This window comes from Streptomyces sp. NPDC015032, assembly GCF_043080425.1.
GTDB lineage: Bacteria > Actinomycetota > Actinomycetes > Streptomycetales > Streptomycetaceae > Streptomyces.
In genome coordinates, this window is record NZ_JBIBVN010000021.1 from 71,620 (window position 1) to 89,016 (window position 17,397).

The 17,397-nt window shown below is 70.7% G+C and carries 17 protein-coding genes; 8 read left to right on the plus strand and 9 right to left on the minus strand.

The features are described 5' to 3' along the window. Nucleotides 1-38: 38 nt before the first annotated feature. From ACF08M_RS26210 to hemL, 3 genes are all read right to left on the minus strand, one after another. Nucleotides 39-1,283, minus strand: coding sequence for a hypothetical protein (locus ACF08M_RS26210; protein ID WP_392187708.1), 1,245 nt, complete (start codon nucleotides 1,281-1,283; stop codon nucleotides 39-41). A 354-nt stretch (nucleotides 1,284-1,637) separates the two neighbouring features. Beyond that, nucleotides 1,638-2,330, minus strand: a complete 693-nt coding sequence (locus ACF08M_RS26215) for a histidine phosphatase family protein (RefSeq protein ID WP_392187709.1) — start codon at nucleotides 2,328-2,330, stop codon at nucleotides 1,638-1,640. After that, complete coding sequence (gene hemL, locus ACF08M_RS26220) at nucleotides 2,327-3,643, minus strand: glutamate-1-semialdehyde 2,1-aminomutase (RefSeq protein ID WP_392187710.1); 1,317 nt, start codon at nucleotides 3,641-3,643, stop codon at nucleotides 2,327-2,329. Before hemL ends, ACF08M_RS26215 begins: the two co-directional genes overlap by 4 nt. 130 nt (nucleotides 3,644-3,773) lie before the next feature. On the opposite strand from hemL, the gene ACF08M_RS26225 reads away from it, so the two are divergent. The 3 genes from ACF08M_RS26225 to ACF08M_RS26235 all read left to right on the plus strand — a co-directional run bounded on the left by ACF08M_RS26225 (nucleotide 3,774) and on the right by ACF08M_RS26235 (nucleotide 5,920). Further along, complete coding sequence (locus ACF08M_RS26225) at nucleotides 3,774-4,373, plus strand: hypothetical protein (protein WP_392187711.1); 600 nt, start codon at nucleotides 3,774-3,776, stop codon at nucleotides 4,371-4,373. 304 nt (nucleotides 4,374-4,677) lie between these two features. Then, nucleotides 4,678-4,845 carry a hypothetical protein gene (locus ACF08M_RS26230; protein ID WP_392187712.1) on the plus strand — a complete coding sequence of 56 codons (168 nt, stop codon included), beginning with the start codon at nucleotides 4,678-4,680 and terminating at the stop codon, nucleotides 4,843-4,845. Nucleotides 4,846-4,900: 55 nt separating this feature from the next. Continuing rightward, nucleotides 4,901-5,920 (plus strand): proline racemase family protein, encoded by a 1,020-nt coding sequence (locus tag ACF08M_RS26235; protein WP_392187713.1) that lies wholly within the window; start codon nucleotides 4,901-4,903, stop codon nucleotides 5,918-5,920. Between the two features lie 63 nt (nucleotides 5,921-5,983). Here the strand turns inward: ACF08M_RS26235 and ACF08M_RS26240 are convergent, their stop codons facing one another. Both ACF08M_RS26240 and ACF08M_RS26245 read right to left on the minus strand, forming a co-directional pair. After that, nucleotides 5,984-6,667 carry a GntR family transcriptional regulator gene (locus ACF08M_RS26240; protein WP_392187714.1) on the minus strand — a complete coding sequence of 228 codons (684 nt, stop codon included), beginning with the start codon at nucleotides 6,665-6,667 and terminating at the stop codon, nucleotides 5,984-5,986. A 100-nt stretch (nucleotides 6,668-6,767) separates the two neighbouring features. Further along, nucleotides 6,768-7,328 (minus strand): NADPH-dependent FMN reductase, encoded by a 561-nt coding sequence (locus ACF08M_RS26245; protein WP_392187715.1) that lies wholly within the window; start codon nucleotides 7,326-7,328, stop codon nucleotides 6,768-6,770. A 139-nt stretch (nucleotides 7,329-7,467) separates the two neighbouring features. Between ACF08M_RS26245 and ACF08M_RS26250 the strand changes: the two genes are divergently transcribed. Further along, nucleotides 7,468-8,121 (plus strand): TetR/AcrR family transcriptional regulator, encoded by a 654-nt coding sequence (locus ACF08M_RS26250; protein WP_392187716.1) that lies wholly within the window; start codon nucleotides 7,468-7,470, stop codon nucleotides 8,119-8,121. On the opposite strand, the gene ACF08M_RS26255 is transcribed toward ACF08M_RS26250, so the two are convergent. Together ACF08M_RS26255 and ACF08M_RS26260 are read right to left on the minus strand one after the other, a co-directional pair. Next, the gene (locus ACF08M_RS26255) at nucleotides 8,096-10,759 is read right to left on the minus strand and encodes a glycoside hydrolase family 65 protein (RefSeq protein ID WP_392187717.1); all 2,664 of its coding nucleotides are present in this window, start codon (nucleotides 10,757-10,759) and stop codon (nucleotides 8,096-8,098) included. The two genes, ACF08M_RS26250 and ACF08M_RS26255, sit on opposite strands and share 26 nt — an antisense overlap. Then, complete coding sequence (locus tag ACF08M_RS26260) at nucleotides 10,759-11,520, minus strand: HAD family hydrolase (protein WP_392187718.1); 762 nt, start codon at nucleotides 11,518-11,520, stop codon at nucleotides 10,759-10,761. Before ACF08M_RS26260 ends, ACF08M_RS26255 begins: the two co-directional genes overlap by 1 nt. A 187-nt stretch (nucleotides 11,521-11,707) precedes the next feature. Between ACF08M_RS26260 and ACF08M_RS26265 the strand changes: the two genes are divergently transcribed. Both ACF08M_RS26265 and ACF08M_RS26270 read left to right on the plus strand, forming a co-directional pair. Further along, the gene (locus ACF08M_RS26265) at nucleotides 11,708-12,709 is read left to right on the plus strand and encodes an Acg family FMN-binding oxidoreductase (RefSeq protein WP_392187719.1); all 1,002 of its coding nucleotides are present in this window, start codon (nucleotides 11,708-11,710) and stop codon (nucleotides 12,707-12,709) included. 29 nt (nucleotides 12,710-12,738) lie between these two features. Further along, entirely contained in the window at nucleotides 12,739-13,650 is a 912-nt protein-coding gene (locus ACF08M_RS26270; protein WP_392187720.1) for a universal stress protein, read from the plus strand. 341 nt (nucleotides 13,651-13,991) lie between these two features. Here ACF08M_RS26270 and ACF08M_RS26275 read toward each other — a convergent pair whose 3' ends face one another. Continuing rightward, on the minus strand, nucleotides 13,992-14,564 hold the full coding sequence (locus ACF08M_RS26275) for a TIGR03086 family metal-binding protein (RefSeq protein ID WP_392187721.1): 573 nt from the start codon (nucleotides 14,562-14,564) through the stop codon (nucleotides 13,992-13,994). Nucleotides 14,565-14,654: 90 nt separating this feature from the next. On the opposite strand from ACF08M_RS26275, the gene ACF08M_RS26280 reads away from it, so the two are divergent. Both ACF08M_RS26280 and ACF08M_RS26285 read left to right on the plus strand, forming a co-directional pair. Beyond that, the gene (locus tag ACF08M_RS26280) at nucleotides 14,655-15,473 is read left to right on the plus strand and encodes a DUF6597 domain-containing transcriptional factor (protein WP_392187722.1); all 819 of its coding nucleotides are present in this window, start codon (nucleotides 14,655-14,657) and stop codon (nucleotides 15,471-15,473) included. 154 nt (nucleotides 15,474-15,627) lie between these two features. After that, entirely contained in the window at nucleotides 15,628-16,374 is a 747-nt protein-coding gene (locus ACF08M_RS26285; RefSeq protein ID WP_392187723.1) for a Mut7-C RNAse domain-containing protein, read from the plus strand. Nucleotides 16,375-16,656: 282 nt separating this feature from the next. Here ACF08M_RS26285 and ACF08M_RS26290 read toward each other — a convergent pair whose 3' ends face one another. Then, on the minus strand, nucleotides 16,657-17,229 hold the full coding sequence (locus ACF08M_RS26290; RefSeq protein WP_392187724.1) for a TetR family transcriptional regulator: 573 nt from the start codon (nucleotides 17,227-17,229) through the stop codon (nucleotides 16,657-16,659). Nucleotides 17,230-17,397: the final 168 nt, after the last annotated feature.

Genomic DNA, 17,397 nt, shown 5'->3' on the forward strand with positions numbered 1-17,397 from the left:
CTCTCGGGCACCCCCCTTGATGCCCGTAAAGCCCGATGTCAGGACTGTTTAAAGAAGGTGTTCCAGCCGCCCTCGGGGGACTGTCCGACACCCAGCGTACGGAGCTTGTCGAGCACGGCCGGGGTCTGGACGTCGAGCCAGTCGACGAACTGCTTGAAGGAGACGAGCCGCACATCCGGCTTCCCCGCGATTTTCTTGATCGTCTCCTCGACCGCATCCATGTAGATGCCGCCGTTCCACTCCTCGAAGTGGTTTCCGATATAGAAGGGAGCGCGATTCGTCGTGTACGCGCGGTTGAAACCGGCGAGATACGCCCCGGTGGCCTGCTTCCGCCAGCCCGGATAACGCGAGGGCATGCCCTTGGTCGAATTCTGCGACTGGTTGGCGAGGATGTTGTAGTCCATCGAAAGGACTTCGAAGGAGTGCCCGGGGAACGGCATGCCCTGCAACGGCAGATCCCAGACACCCTCGCGCTTCCGGGGCCACACCTGGGTGCCGCCGGGCGAACTGGCGTCGTAGCGCCAGCCCAGCTTGCTCGCCGTGGGCAGCAGATTGTCCTGGCCGAGCAGGCAGGGGGCACGGCCGCCGATCAGTTCCTTGTGGTAGTCGAAAGGCAGCGGGTCGAGGTCGGTCCAGCCGGTGTTCGTGCGCCATTCGGTGACGAAGGAGACCGCCTGATCGATTTCACTCCGCCACTGGGTGGGCGACCAGTTCGCGACCGACCCGGAACCGCTGCAGAAGTGTCCGTTGAAGTGCGTGCCGATCTCGTGGCCGTCGAGCCAGGCCTGACGGACGTTCTTCAGCGTCTCCTTGATGTGATCATCGGTGAGATATCCGATGTCGGAAGCGCCTATCGCGTTGTTGGGCGGCCGGTACTTGGACTTCTTCGACTCGGGCAGCAGATAGAGGCCGGAGAGGAAGAAGGTCATCGCCGCGTCGTGGTCCTTGGCGAGTTCCAGAAAGCGCGGGAAGAGCCCGTTGCCGACCTCGCCCGCCCCGTCCCAGGAGAAGATCACGAACTGCGGCGGCGTCTGCCCGGGTTCGAGCGGAACCGGCGCTTTCGGCTGGTGCGGCTGCTTCCCGGTGTCCGCGGTGGAACCGTCCCCGATCTCCCGGACGTCCTTCTTCGCAGGGCCGGTCCCCCGGTTGCGTCCATCGGCCCCCTTGTCGCCGGCGCTCCCCGTGTCCGACCCCGACCCGGAGAAGCCGCACCCGGCCAGACCGATCGTGGCCGCGGCCCCGACCCCGACTCCGAGCAGTCCCCTTCGGCTGATCTCGCGCATGCGTTCCCCATCTGCGGTCGTTTTACCTCAAGTCCATACAAACTGGCGAAGGCTTAGATGAGGGAAACAACACGACGGTTCCGCGAACTAGCACATTTTTCTTTACGTGGCCAGGCCCGGCATGTGAGCGAACGTATGACTGATGGCCGGGCCGGCTCCATCCCCCGGCCCCGGGACGCCGGTCCCGTCGCGGCAGCACCGTCGCCGGACGGGCGTTCGGACCGGGCCCGTCCGGCGGTGGAGGACCGAACGGCGACCGGAGAACCGGGAAGAGCGACGGGCCGGGCCCCGGGGCCCGGTGCACCGCACCCTCGCCGGACTGGGGACAGCCCTTAGTACTGCAACGACACAGTATTAGGCGCCGAACGCCTTCGACTTCCCCTTCACCGGCTTCGCCCCGGCCCGCAGATGCGCCGGGACCAGATCCCGCGCCGGCTCCGTGTACCCGACCGACACGATCTTGTCGCCCTGGTACGTGAAGCTGGTCAGCGACGCGAGCGTGCACTGCCGCTTGCGCGGGTCGTGCCACAGCCGCCGCCGCTCCACGAAGCTCCGCACGATCCAGATCGGCAGCTGGTGGCTGACGCACACCGCCTCGTGACCGCGCGCCGCGTCGCGCGCCGCGTCCAGGGCGCCCATCATCCGTACGACCTGCTCGATGTACGGCTCGCCCCACGACGGCCGGAACGGATTCGTCAGATGCTTCCAGTTGTCCGGCTTGCGCAGCGCCCCGTCGCCGACCCCGAAGGTCTTGCCCTCGAAGACGTTGGCGGCCTCGATGAGCCGCTCGTCGGTGGCCAGGTCGAGACCGTGCGTCCGGGCGATCGGTGTGGCGGTCTCCTGGGCGCGCTCCAGCGGGGAGGCGACGACATGGGTGATGTCGCGGTCCTTCAGGTGCTCGGCCACCCGGTCGGCCATCTGCCGGCCGAGCTCGGAGAGGTGGTAGTCGGGACGGCGCCCGTACAGCACGCCCTCCGGGTTGTGCACCTCTCCGTGCCGCATCAGATGGACGACGGTGATGTCCTTGCGGCTTTCGTTCCCGCTCATGCGGTGGCCTCCGATGCGGCACGGGCGGCGGCGGGCAGGGCGGCGGCGATGCGCTCGACGGCCCGCGTGTCATGGGCGGTGGAGACGAACCAGGACTCGAAGGCGGACGGCGGCAGGTAGACGCCCTGCGACAGCAGCGAGTGGAAGAAGGCGGTGAAGCGGAAAGCTTCCTGCTGCTTCGCGTCCTCGTAGTTCCGCACTGGCCGGTCGGTGAAGAAGACGGAGAACATGTTGCTCGCCGCCTGCACGGTGTGCGCCACGCCTTCCTTGGCGAGCGCCTCGCTGACCAGGCCGCGGATCTCCGCGGAGACCGCGTCCACCTTCGCGTACGCGGCGTCGTCGAGCAGCCGCAGCTGGGCGAGACCGGCGGCGGTGGCGACCGGGTTCCCGGAGAGGGTGCCCGCCTGGTAGACGGGGCCGGCCGGGGCGAGGTGCGCCATCACGTCCGCGCGCCCGCCGAAGGCCGCGGCCGGGAAGCCGCCGCCCATGACCTTGCCGAAGGTCATCAGGTCGGGCCGCACCCCGTCGACGCCGAACCAGCCGGCCTTCGAGGTACGGAAACCGGTCATGACCTCGTCGGAGATGTAGAGCGCCCCGTTGGCGGCGCAGATCTCCTTGAGCCCGGCGTTGAAACCGTCCAGCGGCGGTACGACACCCATGTTGCCCGGCGACGCCTCGGTGATCACACAGGCGATCTCGCCGGGCTGCGCGGCGAACGCCTCCCGCACGGCGTCCAGGTCGTTGTACGGCAGCACGATCGTGTCGCCGGCCTGGGCGCCGGTGACCCCCGGGGTGTCCGGCAGACCGAAGGTCGCGACCCCGGATCCGGCGGCGGCGAGCAGCGCGTCGACGTGGCCGTGGTAGCAGCCGGCGAACTTCACCACCTTGGCCCGGCCGGTGAACCCGCGGGCGAGACGGATGGCGGACATGGTCGCCTCGGTGCCGGACGACACCAGTCGTACCTGCTCCACGGGCTCGACCCGGGCCACGATCTCCTCGGCGAGCGCGACCTCGCCCTCACCGGGCGTACCGAACGAGGTGCCGCGGGCGACAGCCTCCTGGACTGCGGCGATGACCTCGGGGTGGGAGTGGCCGAGGATCATCGGCCCCCACGAGCACACAAGGTCTACATACTCACGGCCGTCGGCGTCGGTGAGGTAAGGACCGGCACCGGACACCATGAAGCGGGGCGTACCGCCCACGGCCCGGAAGGCACGGACGGGAGAGTTCACGCCGCCGGGCGTCACGAGGGACGCGCGGTCGAAAAGCGTCTGCGAAACTGGGGCGTCATAGGGAAAGCTCACACCAACCATGGTGTCAGAGCCACGGACGGTCTTGCGGACAGGTGTTTCACCGCACGTCCGCGGGGGAGGTCACTGACACGATGATCGGGTTGCACGGCGGGGGCTGTGTCTCCTTAAGTAGTAGTCGGGTGGATGAGATATGCATCGCGGTGGCGGAGTGGGCGAAGGGACCGACGACCTGGGGCCCGAGCCTGCCCGGCGGGGTCGGCACCGGCGTGAGGCAGAGCGCAGACAGGGCAGGCAGGGCAGGCAGGCCGGTGGTGCGCCGGGTGGCGGAGCCGGGAGCAGGAGTGGTGGCCGGGTGGGGGTGACCTACAAGTACTTCGGCGCCCCCGACGGGGCCACCGCGGCCCGGGTGCCCATTTCGATGCGCCCCGAGGAACTCGGCGGCGACGAACTGGGCATGGGCGGCATGTTCACCAAGATCAAGCCGGAGACGGTGGCGGCGATGGTCCTCACCGGCATCCAGGGCATACCCCTGCACAGGGTCCCCCCGCTGGAACTGGTCGTCCTGCACCCCGACTACGCGGTGGTCAAGCTCCCGATGACGGTCGTCGACCCGCTGCGCGGCGTCGGAGAGGAGTCGGTGGGTGCCGCGGCCTTCATCTGGTCCACGGTCCCGGACCGGGGCGGCCCGCGCGACGCGTTCAACGTCTACCAACTGCTGCACGAGTGGCAGGACTTCAGCCACCGGTTGCATGACGCGGGGCATCAGGCGTACTGCCTGGTGTGGCCCTGAGCGGGGCTTTCGTGGTGGCGCCGGCGGCCGTCCAGGCCGCCGGCAGCGGACCTGCCGGCGCCGACCGACGCCGTGATCGGCGGTGGGAACCATCCATCGCGCGAGAGCAGCACACCAGACCATCCGAGCTTGCGGTGGTCCGCTGCGCGTCGCCGACGTTCCAAGGGCCGAGATCTTGACAACGCCGCACACCCGCCCGATTCTACGTAAGGTATTACGCCTCACTCCTAAGGGCTGTCCCGCAATCCCTGGCGGGACAGCCCTGAGCGCAAAGTCGCCCCTCGTTCGCAGGAGATCGTCCGCCATGGCCCTTGACGACTTCGCCGACTCCTCGACGTTCGGCTCCGAGGCGGCCAGCCGGCCGGGGCTCTTCTGCGACGGCCGCACCCGCGTGGATACCGCCCCCGACTTGGTCTTCCGCTCCAGCGACGATCCCGAACTGGCCGATTTCGTCGACGCCGTACGGTTCTGAACCCGCCCGGCGGATGGGCCGCACGACATTCGACACGAGCCGCGAAAAGGACCTCATGACCATCCATCAGGTATCCACCACCGACTACCACACCGGCGGTGAGCCGTTCCGCATCGTCCCCGAACCGCCGGTCGCCATCGAAGGGGCCACCGTCGCCGAACGCCGCATGTTCGCCATCGGCGACCCCACGGTGGACAACCTGCGCAAGCTGCTGTGCTTCGAACCCCGCGGACACGCCGACATGTACGGCGGATTCATCACCCCGCCCGACGACGAGGGTGCCCACTTCGGGGTGCTGTTCTGGCACAAGGACGGCTTCTCGACCGCCTGTGGCCACGGCTCCATCGCGCTCGCCGTCTGGGCCGTGCAGACCGGCCGCGTCGCCCGCGACCCCTCCGGCGTCACCACCGTCGTCATCGATGTCCCCTCGGGCCGGGTCACCCTGCGCGTGCACACTGCGGGCGAACAGATCACCGGCGTCGACTTCGTCAACGTCCCCAGCTACCGCCTCGCCGAACACATCACCGTGGCCACCTCCCGCGGGGACGTCGTCGTCGACATCGCCTACGGCGGCGCCATCTACGCACACCTGAACGCCGCGAGCGTCCAACTGGCCGTCACCCCCGAGCACTACTCCGACCTCATCGCGATCGGGCGCGAGGTGAAATGGGCGCTGAACGACACCGAGCACGCCCGCCATCCCACCGACGAGCGCCTCAGCGGCATCTACGGCACCATCCTCTACGACGACCTCGGCACCGACGAGGACGGCAACCCGCACCAGCGCAACGTCACCGTCTTCGCCGACGGCCAAGTCGACCGCTCCCCGTGCGGCTCCGGCACCTGCTCACGCGTCGCCGTCCTCGCAGCGACCGCTCACCTCAAACAAGGCCAGACCCTCGTCCACGACTCGATCGTCGGCACCCGCTTCCACGCCCGGATCGCCGAGGAGCTGACCGCCGACGGCTACCCCGCCGTCGTTCCGGAAGTCACGGGGACGGCGTACCGGACCGGAGAGCACCATTTCGAGCTCGATCCCACGGACGGCCTCGACACCGGCTTCGTACTGCGTTAGCCGCCCCGCCGACCGGCCGAGTGAGAGGCGTGCGCGGCACTGGCGCCCGCGTACGCCTCTCACTCAGGAGTCGTTCTCGGCCCGGCCCGCCCAGATGCCGCGGCTGTGGGCGAGGTGCTTGCGCATGAGTTCGGCGGCCGACTCGGCGTTGCCCGACTCGATGGCATCCACGATCTCGATGTGCTCCTCGCCGGAACGGGTCAACTCGCCCTGGTCCGCAAGCTTCTGAAGGCCCTGCATACGGGCCTGATCGCGCAGCCGGCCGACCATCGCCACCAGACGGCGGTTGCCCAGCAGCTCCAGGAGCCCCAGGTGGAACTGCCGGTCGAGATCGAGGTAGGAGGTCAAGTCCCCTTCCCGGGCCGCATCGGTGATCTGCTCGGCCAGCTGCCGGAACTGCGGGATGGGCCGACCGCCGAGGAGTTCGGCGACCTCGGACATGGCCGGCGCTTCGAGCATGGTGCGCAACCGGAAGATCTCGTCCAGGTCGTGATCGGTCAGGACCGGCACCCGAAAGCCCCGGTTGCGGATGACCTCGACGATGCCGAGGTTGGCGAGGTCCATGACCGCTTCCCGGACCGGCGTGACGGAGACGCCGAGCGCGGCTGCCACATTGATGACGCTCTCCACCTGCCCCGGCTCGATCTCCCCGAGCACGATCCGGGTCCGCAACGCCTCCCGCGCCTGTTCCCGGAGGCTGACCGACTTGAGCTGGGGAACGGCGGCTGCTGGGCGGGAGGGAGTCACGCCTTATGCATAACACGGCAGCGCACAAACCGTCGAAAGCCCCCAGCCGGCCACGGCGGCGGCGCGGCATCCTCGGCGGGCCGCCGCCGCACGTGACGGGTCAGGCAGCGATGGCCGCGGCCTGGGCGGTGACCCGGCGGATGACCTCGGTGATCGCGGTGACGACCTCGGCGTCATCGGCGGGGTGGGTCTCGGCGAAGCGCGTCACGGAGCCGGGGATGGACAGCTTGACGTCCTCCAGGACCACACCGCCCGCGATCCCGGCGGACTTGCGGGCATCGTCCTGCGCCCAGACGCCGCCGTACTGACCGAAGGCGGTGCCGACCACGGCGACCGGCTTGCCGGAGATGGCGCCGACGCCGAACGGGCGGGACAGCCAGTCGATGGCGTTCTTCAGGACGGCCGGCATGGTGCCGTTGTACTCGGGCGAGAACAGCAGGAACGCGTCGGCCCGGCCGGCCGCCTCGCGCAGCTGGGCGGCAGTGGCCGGGACGCCTCCCTCGACGTCGATGTCCTCGTTGTAGAAGGGCACGTCGGCCAGGCCCTCGTACAGCTCGATGTCGACGCCCTCGGGGGCGTGCTTGGCGGCGGCTTCGGCGAGCTGGCGGTTGTGCGAGCCGGCGCGGAGGCTGCCGACGAGCGCAAGGATGCGTACAGACATGGGGGAACTCCCGGAGGGCTGGTGCTTCGGATACTTCGAACACTTCGGAACAGAGCCAAGCGGACCACGGTCCGTTGAAATTCGTACCATCTAACCGGACCACGGTCCACTTTCCCTGCTCGGACGCTACGCTGAGCCCATGACCGGTCCCGTTGTTCCGCCGCTCAGGCCCTCCGACCCCGGCGAGGCGCGGACGAATCTCCCGCTCGCCCCGACCGGTGAACCGCCGCGGCTACGGGCGGACGCCGCGCGCAACCGCACCCGGCTGCTGGACGCGGCTTCCCGGCTCATGGCCGAGTGCGGAGCGGCGAACCTGACCATGGAATCGGTGGCCGCCGCCGCGAGGGTGGGCAAGGGCACCGTGTTCCGGCGCTTCGGCGACCGGGCCGGACTCCTGATCGCGCTCCTGGACCATCGGGAGGAGCAGTTCCAGGCCGCCTTCCTCTCGGGCCCGCCGCCCCTGGGCCCCGGCGCCCCCGCGACGGAGCGGCTGCACGCCTTCGGGCCCGCCGTCCTGCGCCACGAACGCGATCACCACCCCCTGATCCTGGCCGGCCGGACCGACCCGCTGCGCAGCTACGCCGTGCCCGCGAGCCGTCTGCGGCTCAGCCACATCACGATGCTGCTGCGCGGGGCGCAGGTGTCCGGCGACCCGGAACTCCTCGCGCACACCCTGCTCGCCTCCGTCGACACCGCTCTTGTCCACCACCTCACCGAGGAACGCGGCATACCGCTGGGGCGCCTGGAGGAAGGCTGGCACCACCTGGTCACACGGCTCGTGGCGGCTCCGTAGCCGGCCCCTGCGGGCTTGTGTGACCGGACGGGGCGTGACCGGACCGGGCCGGGTCGGGCGGGTCAGGGGCGGACGGGACAGGGCTGGACGGGACAGGGCTGGACGGGGCAGGGGCGGGCGAGGCACGACCGGGCGGAGGAGGGCCGTGCCGGGCCGGGGGCAGGTCGAGCCATCGGGCCGTACCGGGTGCGACCAGATGGGTGTGGCCTCCCAGGACGACCCGGACGGCCGGGTGGCGCGAGTCGGGTACGGCGATCCGGAGCCGCCCGGCACGGAACCGCACGTCCACATCCCAGTGCCGGCGGAACCGGATCCGCACCCCGAACTTCGAGAGCTGCGGCAGCGTGGCCGGCGCGAGCCACAGTGCGTCGTCGCGGGTCTCCAGTCCCGTCATCCCGCGCTGCACGAAGTCCAGGGTGCCCGCCATCGCCCCCAGGTGAATGCCTTCCCCGGTGGTGCCGCCCTGGATGTCGGTCACGTCCCCGGTCAGGGACTCCTCGCAGAACTTCCACGCCTCCTCGCGGCGGACCCGGGCCAGAACCCAGGTGTGGACCAGGGAACTGAGCGTGGAGCCGTGGCTCGTACGCGCGAGGTAGTAATCGACGGTGGCGCGCCAGAGGTCCTGGTCCAGCGGTTGCCCGAGCCGCCGGAAGAGGCCCGCGAGTTCTTCCGGCGAGAAGAGATAGCCGAGCATCAGGACATCGGCCTGCTTGGACGCCTGGTAGCGGTTGACGGTGTCACCCTCCGCCTCCAGGATCCGGTCCAGCCGCCGGATGTCCCCGTACCGCCTCCGGTAACCCTCCCAGTCGAGCTCGTCCAGTTCCCCGTAACCGGCGAACTGGCTGACGACGCCCCGGTGGTACGGCACATGCAGCCGACGGGAGACGTCCTCCCAGCGTTCCGGTTCGGCGGGATCGAGGCGCAGCCGGTCGAGCAGCAGGTGCCGCCGCGCCTCGGGCAGGGCCCGGTACAGCTCCGTCGCACGTGACAGGACCCAGGAGGCTGTCACGTTCGTGTACGTGTTGTCGTCGAGGCCCGGCGCCCCGGTTCCCGGATAGGCGTCGTGGTACTCGTCCGGTCCGACGACACCGCGGATGCGGTACCGGGCCAGGGACTCGTCCCATTCGGCGCTGTCCGCCCAGAACCTGGCGATCTGCAGCAGCATTTCCGCGCCCCTGGAGTGCAGGTATTCCGTGTCCCCGGTGGCCTGGCAGTACTGCCACACGTTGTACGCGACGGCCGAGCCGACATGGTGCTGCAACCGGGAACGGTCGGGCAGCCAGCGCCCCGAGTACGGGTTGAGATGGAGTTCCTGGGTCTCCTCGCGTCCGTCGGCGGCGCTCTGCCAGGGGTACATGGCCCCCGCCCGGCCGGTCGCGCGCGCCGCCCGGCAGGCCGCGGGCAGCCGCCGGTAGCGGTAGTCGAGAAGCCCTCGGGAGACCTCCGGGAGGTGCAGGTTCAGGAACGGCAGCACGAACAGCTCGTCCCAGAAGACATGGCCCCGGTACGCCTCGCCGTGCAGCCCCCTCGCCGGTACACCGACATCGAGTTCGGCGGTGTGCGGGGAGAGCGTCTGCAGGACATGGAAGAGGTGCAGCCGGAGAACACGGCCCGCTTCGCCCGGGACGTCCATCCGTACCTGCTGCCACAGGTCGGCCCAGGCCCGCCGGTGCGAGGCCAGCAGCTCCGAGAAGTCCGGGGCCCTTCGCACCGCGTCCACGGCCGCCCGGAGAGGGTTGCCGATCGCGGGGTCACGCGTCGTGTGGAGGGCCACCGTCTTGTCGACGGCGACGGCGGCGGTGGCATCGGAGTCCGGGCTCAGCGGCAGCACCAGCCGTTGGAAGACCGCCTTCTCCGTCTGCCGTTCTCCCTCCTGCTGTCCTCCCTCCTGCTGTCCTCCTTCCTGCTGTCCTCCCTCTTCGCCGCCGTACACCGCCAGCGTGCGGGCCGCCAGCACGACACCGATATCCGACTCCGATGTACGGCACCTCAGCGACACCACACCGTCGTCCGCCGCGCCGGTCGCCCAGCCGGTGAGGTGCTGGTTCGACAGCTCCCGGTACCGCGCGACGCCGGAGTTGCGGACATCGCCGTCGATCCCCGCCTCCACCTCGATCACTCCGGTCCACCCCTCCGCCCGGAACACCGTGTGCAGGGCGGCGAGATGCGGATCGCCCATGTGCACCAGACGGCACTGCTCCACCTGCAGCCGCCGCCCTGCCTCGTCCTCGTAGACGGACCGGCGGGTCAGCGTGCCGCCGCGCAGGTCGAGTGACTGGCCGTGCTCCACCATGTGTGCGTGGTCGAGGGTGAGCCACGGTCCCGGGGCGGTGCCGGCCGGGTGGATGCGGTAGCGCAGCGGCAGCCAGTTCGGCAGGTTGACCAGGTCCTCGTTCTCCACCCGACGGCCCCGGACCGTGGAGGTCAGGCGGTTGTAGCAGCCCGCCACATAGGTGCCGGGGTAGTGCGGCCCTCCCTCGAACACCTCGGGCGTCACGGGCGTGTCGGACGCCGCAGGTGTCTCGGAGGCGGCTCCACGGGTGGCGAAGTACCCGTTGCCGAGCGTGCACAGCGCCTCCCGCAGCCGTTCCTCCCGCGGGTCGTACCCCTCGTACGACCAGGTCCAGGCCCGCACCATCAGTCGTCACCGGCCGTCAGCAGATCCCCCGGATCGGACACCACGATGTCGGCGCCGTGGCGGCGCAGCTCGGCGGCGCTGGTGGGGCCGCCCGTACGGTCCACACCGACCACGAGTCCGAAACCGCCTCGCCGCCCGGCTTCGACCCCGGCCAGCGCGTCCTCCACCACGGCGGCGTCCGGGACCGGGATCCGTAGGCGTCTCGCCGCTTCGACGAAGAGCGCGGGGTCCGGTTTCCCCGGCAGTCGCAGCCGACGCACCTCGTTCCCGTCGATCACGGCGTCGAACCGGTCGAGGAGGCCGGCCCGCGACAGCAGTTCCGTCGCGTGCCGGGACGCGGACACCGCGGCGCAGGGCATCCGCTCGCCGCGCAGCACGTCCAGGAGGCGGACGGTGCCGGGCCAGACATCGACCGGCTCGGTCCGCAGACTCCGGGTGAACAACTCGTCCTTGCGGGCCGCGACCGCCCACACGGTCCCGGTTCCGGGTGAATCGTCGGGGCTGCCTTCGGGAAGGTCCAGCCCCCTCGATGCCAGGAACGCCACCGCGCCGTCCCGCCGGGAACGGCCGTCGACATGGAGCAGGTAGTCGTCGACGGAGTCGAAGGGCCGCTGCCCCTCGATGCCCGACAGACAGGCGTCGAACGCCTTCTTCCAGGCAGCGGCATGACTCCGGGCGGAGTCGGTGATCACTCCGTCCGTATCGAAGACCACGGCCCGCACGGAACGCAGGCACGGTGCCGGGGACGGTGCGGCTGCCATGACCGAGGGTCCCTTCGTCAGGGGCTCTTCTTCATGGCACCACGGTTCCTTCGCACGGGCGCGACGTGGGCTCCCGACCGGCGTCCGCCCTTCCGGGCCGGGGAGGGCCGAACGGCCCATCCCACCGGAACGAGATCTGTTCCATGCTGGAGAGACATCGACCGTTCCCGACCTTCCGGGAGTTCCGATGCTCAGCCAGCCACCGGACGACACGACGCTGACCGGCCTCGTCGCCGACGCCACCGCCGCCCCGTCCATGCACAACGCCCAGCCCTGGCAGTTCCGCTACACCCGGGCCGGCCGGACCCTCACCCTTCTGGCGGATCTCGACCGCGTGATGCCGGAGGCCGACCCCGCCGCCCGTGCGCTGTACATCGGCTGCGGCGCCGCCCTGCTGAATCTGCGGGTGTCCGCCGCCCACCTGGGCCTGGAAACGGTCACCACGCTGCTGCCCGACCCGTCGGACCCGGCCGTGCTGGCCACCGTACGGCTCGGTGTCCGCCCCGACACGCCACGAGAGCCCGCGGACGAGGCACTCGCCGCTCTCCATCCCGCGATACCGGAACGGCACACGAGCCGCTACCCGTTCGACGAGCAGGCGGTTCCCGAGGACGTCCGCGCGCACCTCACCGACGCGGCCCGAACCGAGGGCGCGGATTTCATGTTCCTGGCCTCGCCGCATCTGGAGACCGTGCTCGAACTGATCCGGGACGCCGAGGGATACGACCGCGGGGACCCGGCGCGGGCGGCGGAGGAGCACCGCTGGACCCGGGACACGAAGACCGAGGCGCCCGTCGACGGAATCCCGGACTACGCCTTCGGCCCCCGCGACGCCTCCGAACGGGCGACCGTCCGCGACTTCGCGGGAACCGGCGTCTTCCCGGGCCGGCCACGCGTCCCGTTCGAGAAGCGGCCGCAGCTGGCCCTGCTGACCACCCCGGGCGACCAGGCCGTGGACTGGCTGCGCGCCGGTCAGGCGCTGGAGCGCGTCCTGCTCACCGCCACGCTCCACGAGGTGTCCACCTCGTTCGCGACCCAGCCCGTCGAATGGCCGGACCTGCGATGGCTGCTGCGCGACCCGGTCTCCGGCACGGGACACACGCAGATGATCGTCCGCCTGGGATACGGACCCACCGGACCACGTACACCACGCCGTCCCCTGAGCCAGGTCCTGACCATCGAACCGTAGGAACATCCGCACGGAAGGCGGTGGGAGCCATGCGACTCCCCGTAGTCGTCGGAGTGGACGGATCGGAGGGCAGTCTCCGTGCCCTGGACTGGGCTGCGGCGGAAGCGGCACGTTCGGGGCACCCCCTGCGCGTCGTCCACGCGTCACTGTGGGAGCGCTACGAAGGCATACGCCCCGCCTCCGACACCGAACATCCCAGCGAACAGGTCCTCGCCGAGCATCTCGTCGCCGCCGCCCAGGAACGCGCACACCGGCTCGGCCCCGGGGTGGCCGTGGCGGCCTCGGTGGAACCCGAGGACCCCGTTGCCGCACTCGTCAGGGAGAGCCACGAGGCAGCCATGGTCGTCCTCGGCTCCCGCGGCCGGGGCCGGATCGCCGGGATGCTCCTGGGGTCCGTCAGCCTCACGCTCGCCGGCCGGTCCCGCTGCCCGGTCGTGGTGATCCCGGCGAGGACGTCGGGCACCCCGCCACGGTCCGGCCGTGTCGTCGTCGGTATCAGCGACGCCGCGGAGCCGACGGCGGCCACCGTCTTCGCACTCGCCCAGGCCGCATCGCGCCACGGCGAGCTGGTCGCCGTGCGGGCCTGGCGCAGCCCCGCCCACCAGGCCCGGGCCCATCCGCTCATCTCGGGATCCCCGGCTTCCGCACACCACCAGAACGCCGAGGAACACCTCGAAGAGGTGCTGACGAAGCTGGACCGGACCGGTGCCACCGACGTCACCATCCACCGGTTGGTGGTGCAGGGGCCGGTGCACCATGAACTGCTCGAAGCCGCGGAGGGCGCGGAACTGCTGGTCGTCGGCGCACGGCGGCCCGGCGGATGGCACGGCACCCATCTCGGCCCGGTGAACCACGCGATGCTGCACTACGCGCCCTGCCCGGTCGCGGTCGTCCCCGATGCCTACCACCGTCCGGAGCCCGAACCGAACACGCCGGAGTGACGCCCGCCGCCCCGGCCACCGGTTCACCGCCTCATTGCTTCGCGGCCCCTACGGGCCTTCCGGACCCGGCTCTCCCGCGCTCGGGCCTTCCGCGCCCGGCGTGGGGGCGGGGCCGGGGTCGGTACACCGCACCGCTGGACCGCGAGCAGGACGCGGCGGACGCTCCGCGCCTCCCCCACGCCACCCGCCACTGTCCCCCTCCGCCGTCCATCACCCTCCGCCCGCCACTGTCCCCCTCCCCAGTCCATCACCCTCCGCCCGCCACCCTCCGGTCCCGGTGCCACGCGCCCCTCCGGATCCCGGTTCCACACGCCGCCCGGGCGCCGACCCGGTTCCCGGCGTCACGCCCCGGGTGGACGCCAGCCCGGATCCCGGCCGGTCAGCGCCAGCACCTGCTCGAAGGGGCCGGCCCCTTCCGGTACGGGGTGGGGCTCACCGAACACCTTCGCCTCCCGCGCCATCGGCGCCATCGCGGCCAGCCCGGGGCCGATCTCGTTCAGCACGGACTCGTCCGGCACGAACTCCTGGCCGGTGGCCCGCGCGAGGTCCCAGGCATGAACGGTCAGATCGCCCAGCACCATGTTCCCGACGGTCCTGGCCGGGAGCCCCATGGCCCCCGCGGTCCCCTCGTCGGCCCCGGGCACGGCCCAGGCCGCCACCAGCTCGGCCGTCTCCTCACCGAATCGGGCCCGCCAGTCCCCCGTGACGGCGTCCGGCACCTCACCGAAGTCGGCCTCCTTCCGGGCCGCCAGGGCCTGGAAGTTGACGACCACCTGGAAGAGGTGGTTGATCAGGGCGCGTACGTCGTACTCCGCGCACGGCGTGGGATCTCCCAGACGGCTGTCGTCGATTCCGGCCAGCACGGGAACAGCCCGTCCGGCGGCCGCTTCCAGCAACTCGCTGATTTTCTCCATCCTGCGACCTTGCATGCCGGGGCGGCCCGGCGCTTGAAGAAACGCGACACCGCCCCTATCGCGTGCCGCGCTCACCGTAGGATCACCGCCATGCCAGGTCCGCGACGCGATACCCGGGGCATCGTCGACGCCCCCGAACTCTTCGCGCAGGTACGTTTCCGCCGCCGCCAACCCGCCCCCGGACTTCGGCCGTACCTGGAGCACTACTGGCTCATCGACTGGGATCTGCCGGAGCCGTACGTCTCCCATCTGGTGCCGCACCCGTCCGTGAACCTGGTCCTCCAGCGGTACGGGACGGGAACCGGCGAGGATCACGACGCCGGGTTCGCCGAGGTGTCGGGCATCGGTCTGGAGCTCTTCACACAGAAGCTGGAGGGGCGGGGCCGGGTCTGCGGAGTGCAGTTCCGGCCCGGTGGATTCCGTCCGTTCGCACCGGCCCGGCCGGTCTCCGAGTGGACGGGGCGACGGCTTCCCGCAGACGAGGTGTTCACCCCGCCCGCCCCGCCGTCGGCCGTGCTGGACCCGGCGGACGAGGACGCGCGGGTGGCGGCGCTCGACGCGTACCTGATGGCGCTCGGCCCGGAACCGGACCCGCAGGCCGACCGTGCGATGGCCCTGGTCGACCTGGTCCGCACGGACCGCACGGTGCGCCGAGTCGACGAGCTCGCCCGGATCGAGGGGGTGACGTCACGCTCGCTCCAGCGACTCTTCGCCACGTACGTCGGAGTCGGCCCCAAGTGGGTCATCCTGCGCTACCGCATCCACGAGGCCCTGGAGCGGGCCGCGTCGGATCCGGAGGTGGACTGGGCCACCCTCGCGGCGGAGCTCGGCTACAGCGACCAGGCCCACCTGATCAGGGACTTCACGGCAACGGTCGGCGTCCCCCCGACAGCGTTCGCCGCACACTGACCATAGAAGTCCGGCACCGACCGCACCTGGGCCGCGGAAGACGCGGCTGCCTTCCGCCCCTGAGCCGTGCACCCCGGCGCGGAGCGCCGTGCCGGTCGCGCCCTCGCCAGGAAGACCCTCGCCGAAGCACCCCACTCGATGACATCCTGACGAGGTGAACGGACCGGAGATCCACCTCGAAGTCGCCCCTGAGCTGCGGCTCTTCGTCGCGCATGAACACCGTCGGGGGCGCTCGACCGTGACCACCGACGGCTCGTCCACCCTCGGCCACGTCGTGGAGTCGCTCGGCATCCCGCTCACCGAGGCCGGGCAGCTCCTGGTCGACGGCCGACCCGTATCCGTCTCACACATCCCGGGGGCGGGCGAGCTGGTCGAGGTGCGCGCCGTGGAACGCCCGCAGCATGTCCCGGGCGCACCCCTGCGGTTCCTGCTCGATGTCCACCTCGGCACGCTCGCGCGGCGGCTTCGGCTGCTGGGTGTCGACGCGGCATACGAGAGCGAGGACATCGGCGACGCCGCGCTGGCCGCCCGGTCGGCGGACGAACGCCGTGTGCTGCTCTCCCGGGACCGCGGGCTGCTGCACCGACGGGAGATCTGGGCCGGCGCGTACATCTACAGCGATCGGCCAGAGGACCAACTGCGGGACGTGCTGGAACGGTTCACCCCGCACCTGGCCCCCTGGACCAGATGCACCGCCTGCAACGGCCCGCTGAAAGCGGCCGACAAGGACTCCGTCAGCGACCAGTTGGAACACGGCACCCGGCGCTCGTACGACGTCTTCGCGCAGTGCGCGGAGTGCGACCGGGTCTACTGGCGGGGCGCCCACCACACCCACCTGGACGCGATTGTCACGAAGGCGCTCCACGAATTCGCGCCCACTCCCCCGGACAGCGGCCGGTAGTACGGTCGGGAGACCCCCGGGAGAACGCCCAGGAGAACACCCAGACAGGGCACTATCGAGCCCACCGGCCTTCGGTACGGGAGTCACACGGGAGTCAAACCCCTGGAAGCTCGGGAACCTCAGGAGCCGATGACTGACGGGCCGCCCTTTCCGTGGCACTGCCGCCACCGACCGCGCCACGCCGCCGCCCCAGGCCACCGCCACCGCCACCGCCACCCATCGACCGTGGCCGTGACCACGGCCGTGACCAGTGCCGTGACCTGCACTCTCGGCGGACGCTCCCTAAGGCCGCTCGGCGGTCAGGTAGCGCTGAACGGTGGGTGCGAGCCAGGCGATCACCTCTTCGCGCGGCATCGAGACAGCAGGCTCGATACGCAGGACGTAGCGCGCAAGCGCCATCCCCAGAATCTGCGAGGCGACGAGGGCCGCCCGGCGCGGCGCGGCGGCCGGGTCGGGGCAGACGCCGGCCGCTATCGGACCGACCTGCTCGGCGAAGATCTGCCTCATCCGCTCGGCGCCGGCGTCATTGGTGACACCGACCCTGAGCAGGCCCGTGAGCACGTCGTCGCCCTCCCACCGATCCAGGAAGTGCGCGACAAGGGCGGCGCCGACATGCTTGCCCGGCAACGCGCCCAACTCGGACACCTGCAGGTCGATCACGGACGCCGCGGCGAAAAGCCCCTCCTTGTTGCCGTAGTAGCGCATGACCATCGACGGGTCGATGTTCGCGTCACGGGCGATGGCCCGGATGGTGGCGCGCTCATACCCGTCGGCGGCGAACCGCTCACGCGCGGCTTCGAGGATCGCGGCCTTGGTGGCATCCGAACGACGGGGGACTGCGGTCTTGCTCTTCACACCAACGACTGTAGGCCAACAGTCGTTGACACTCCAGCCCCGACCGAGCTATCGTTGCCAACAAGCGTTGACCAACGAGCGTTGGCATCACTTCTGCATCACGTCTGCGTCGCGCCGACATCACGCCGGCCGTGCTGACATCAAGGTGACGGCTGACGACCGGCCCAG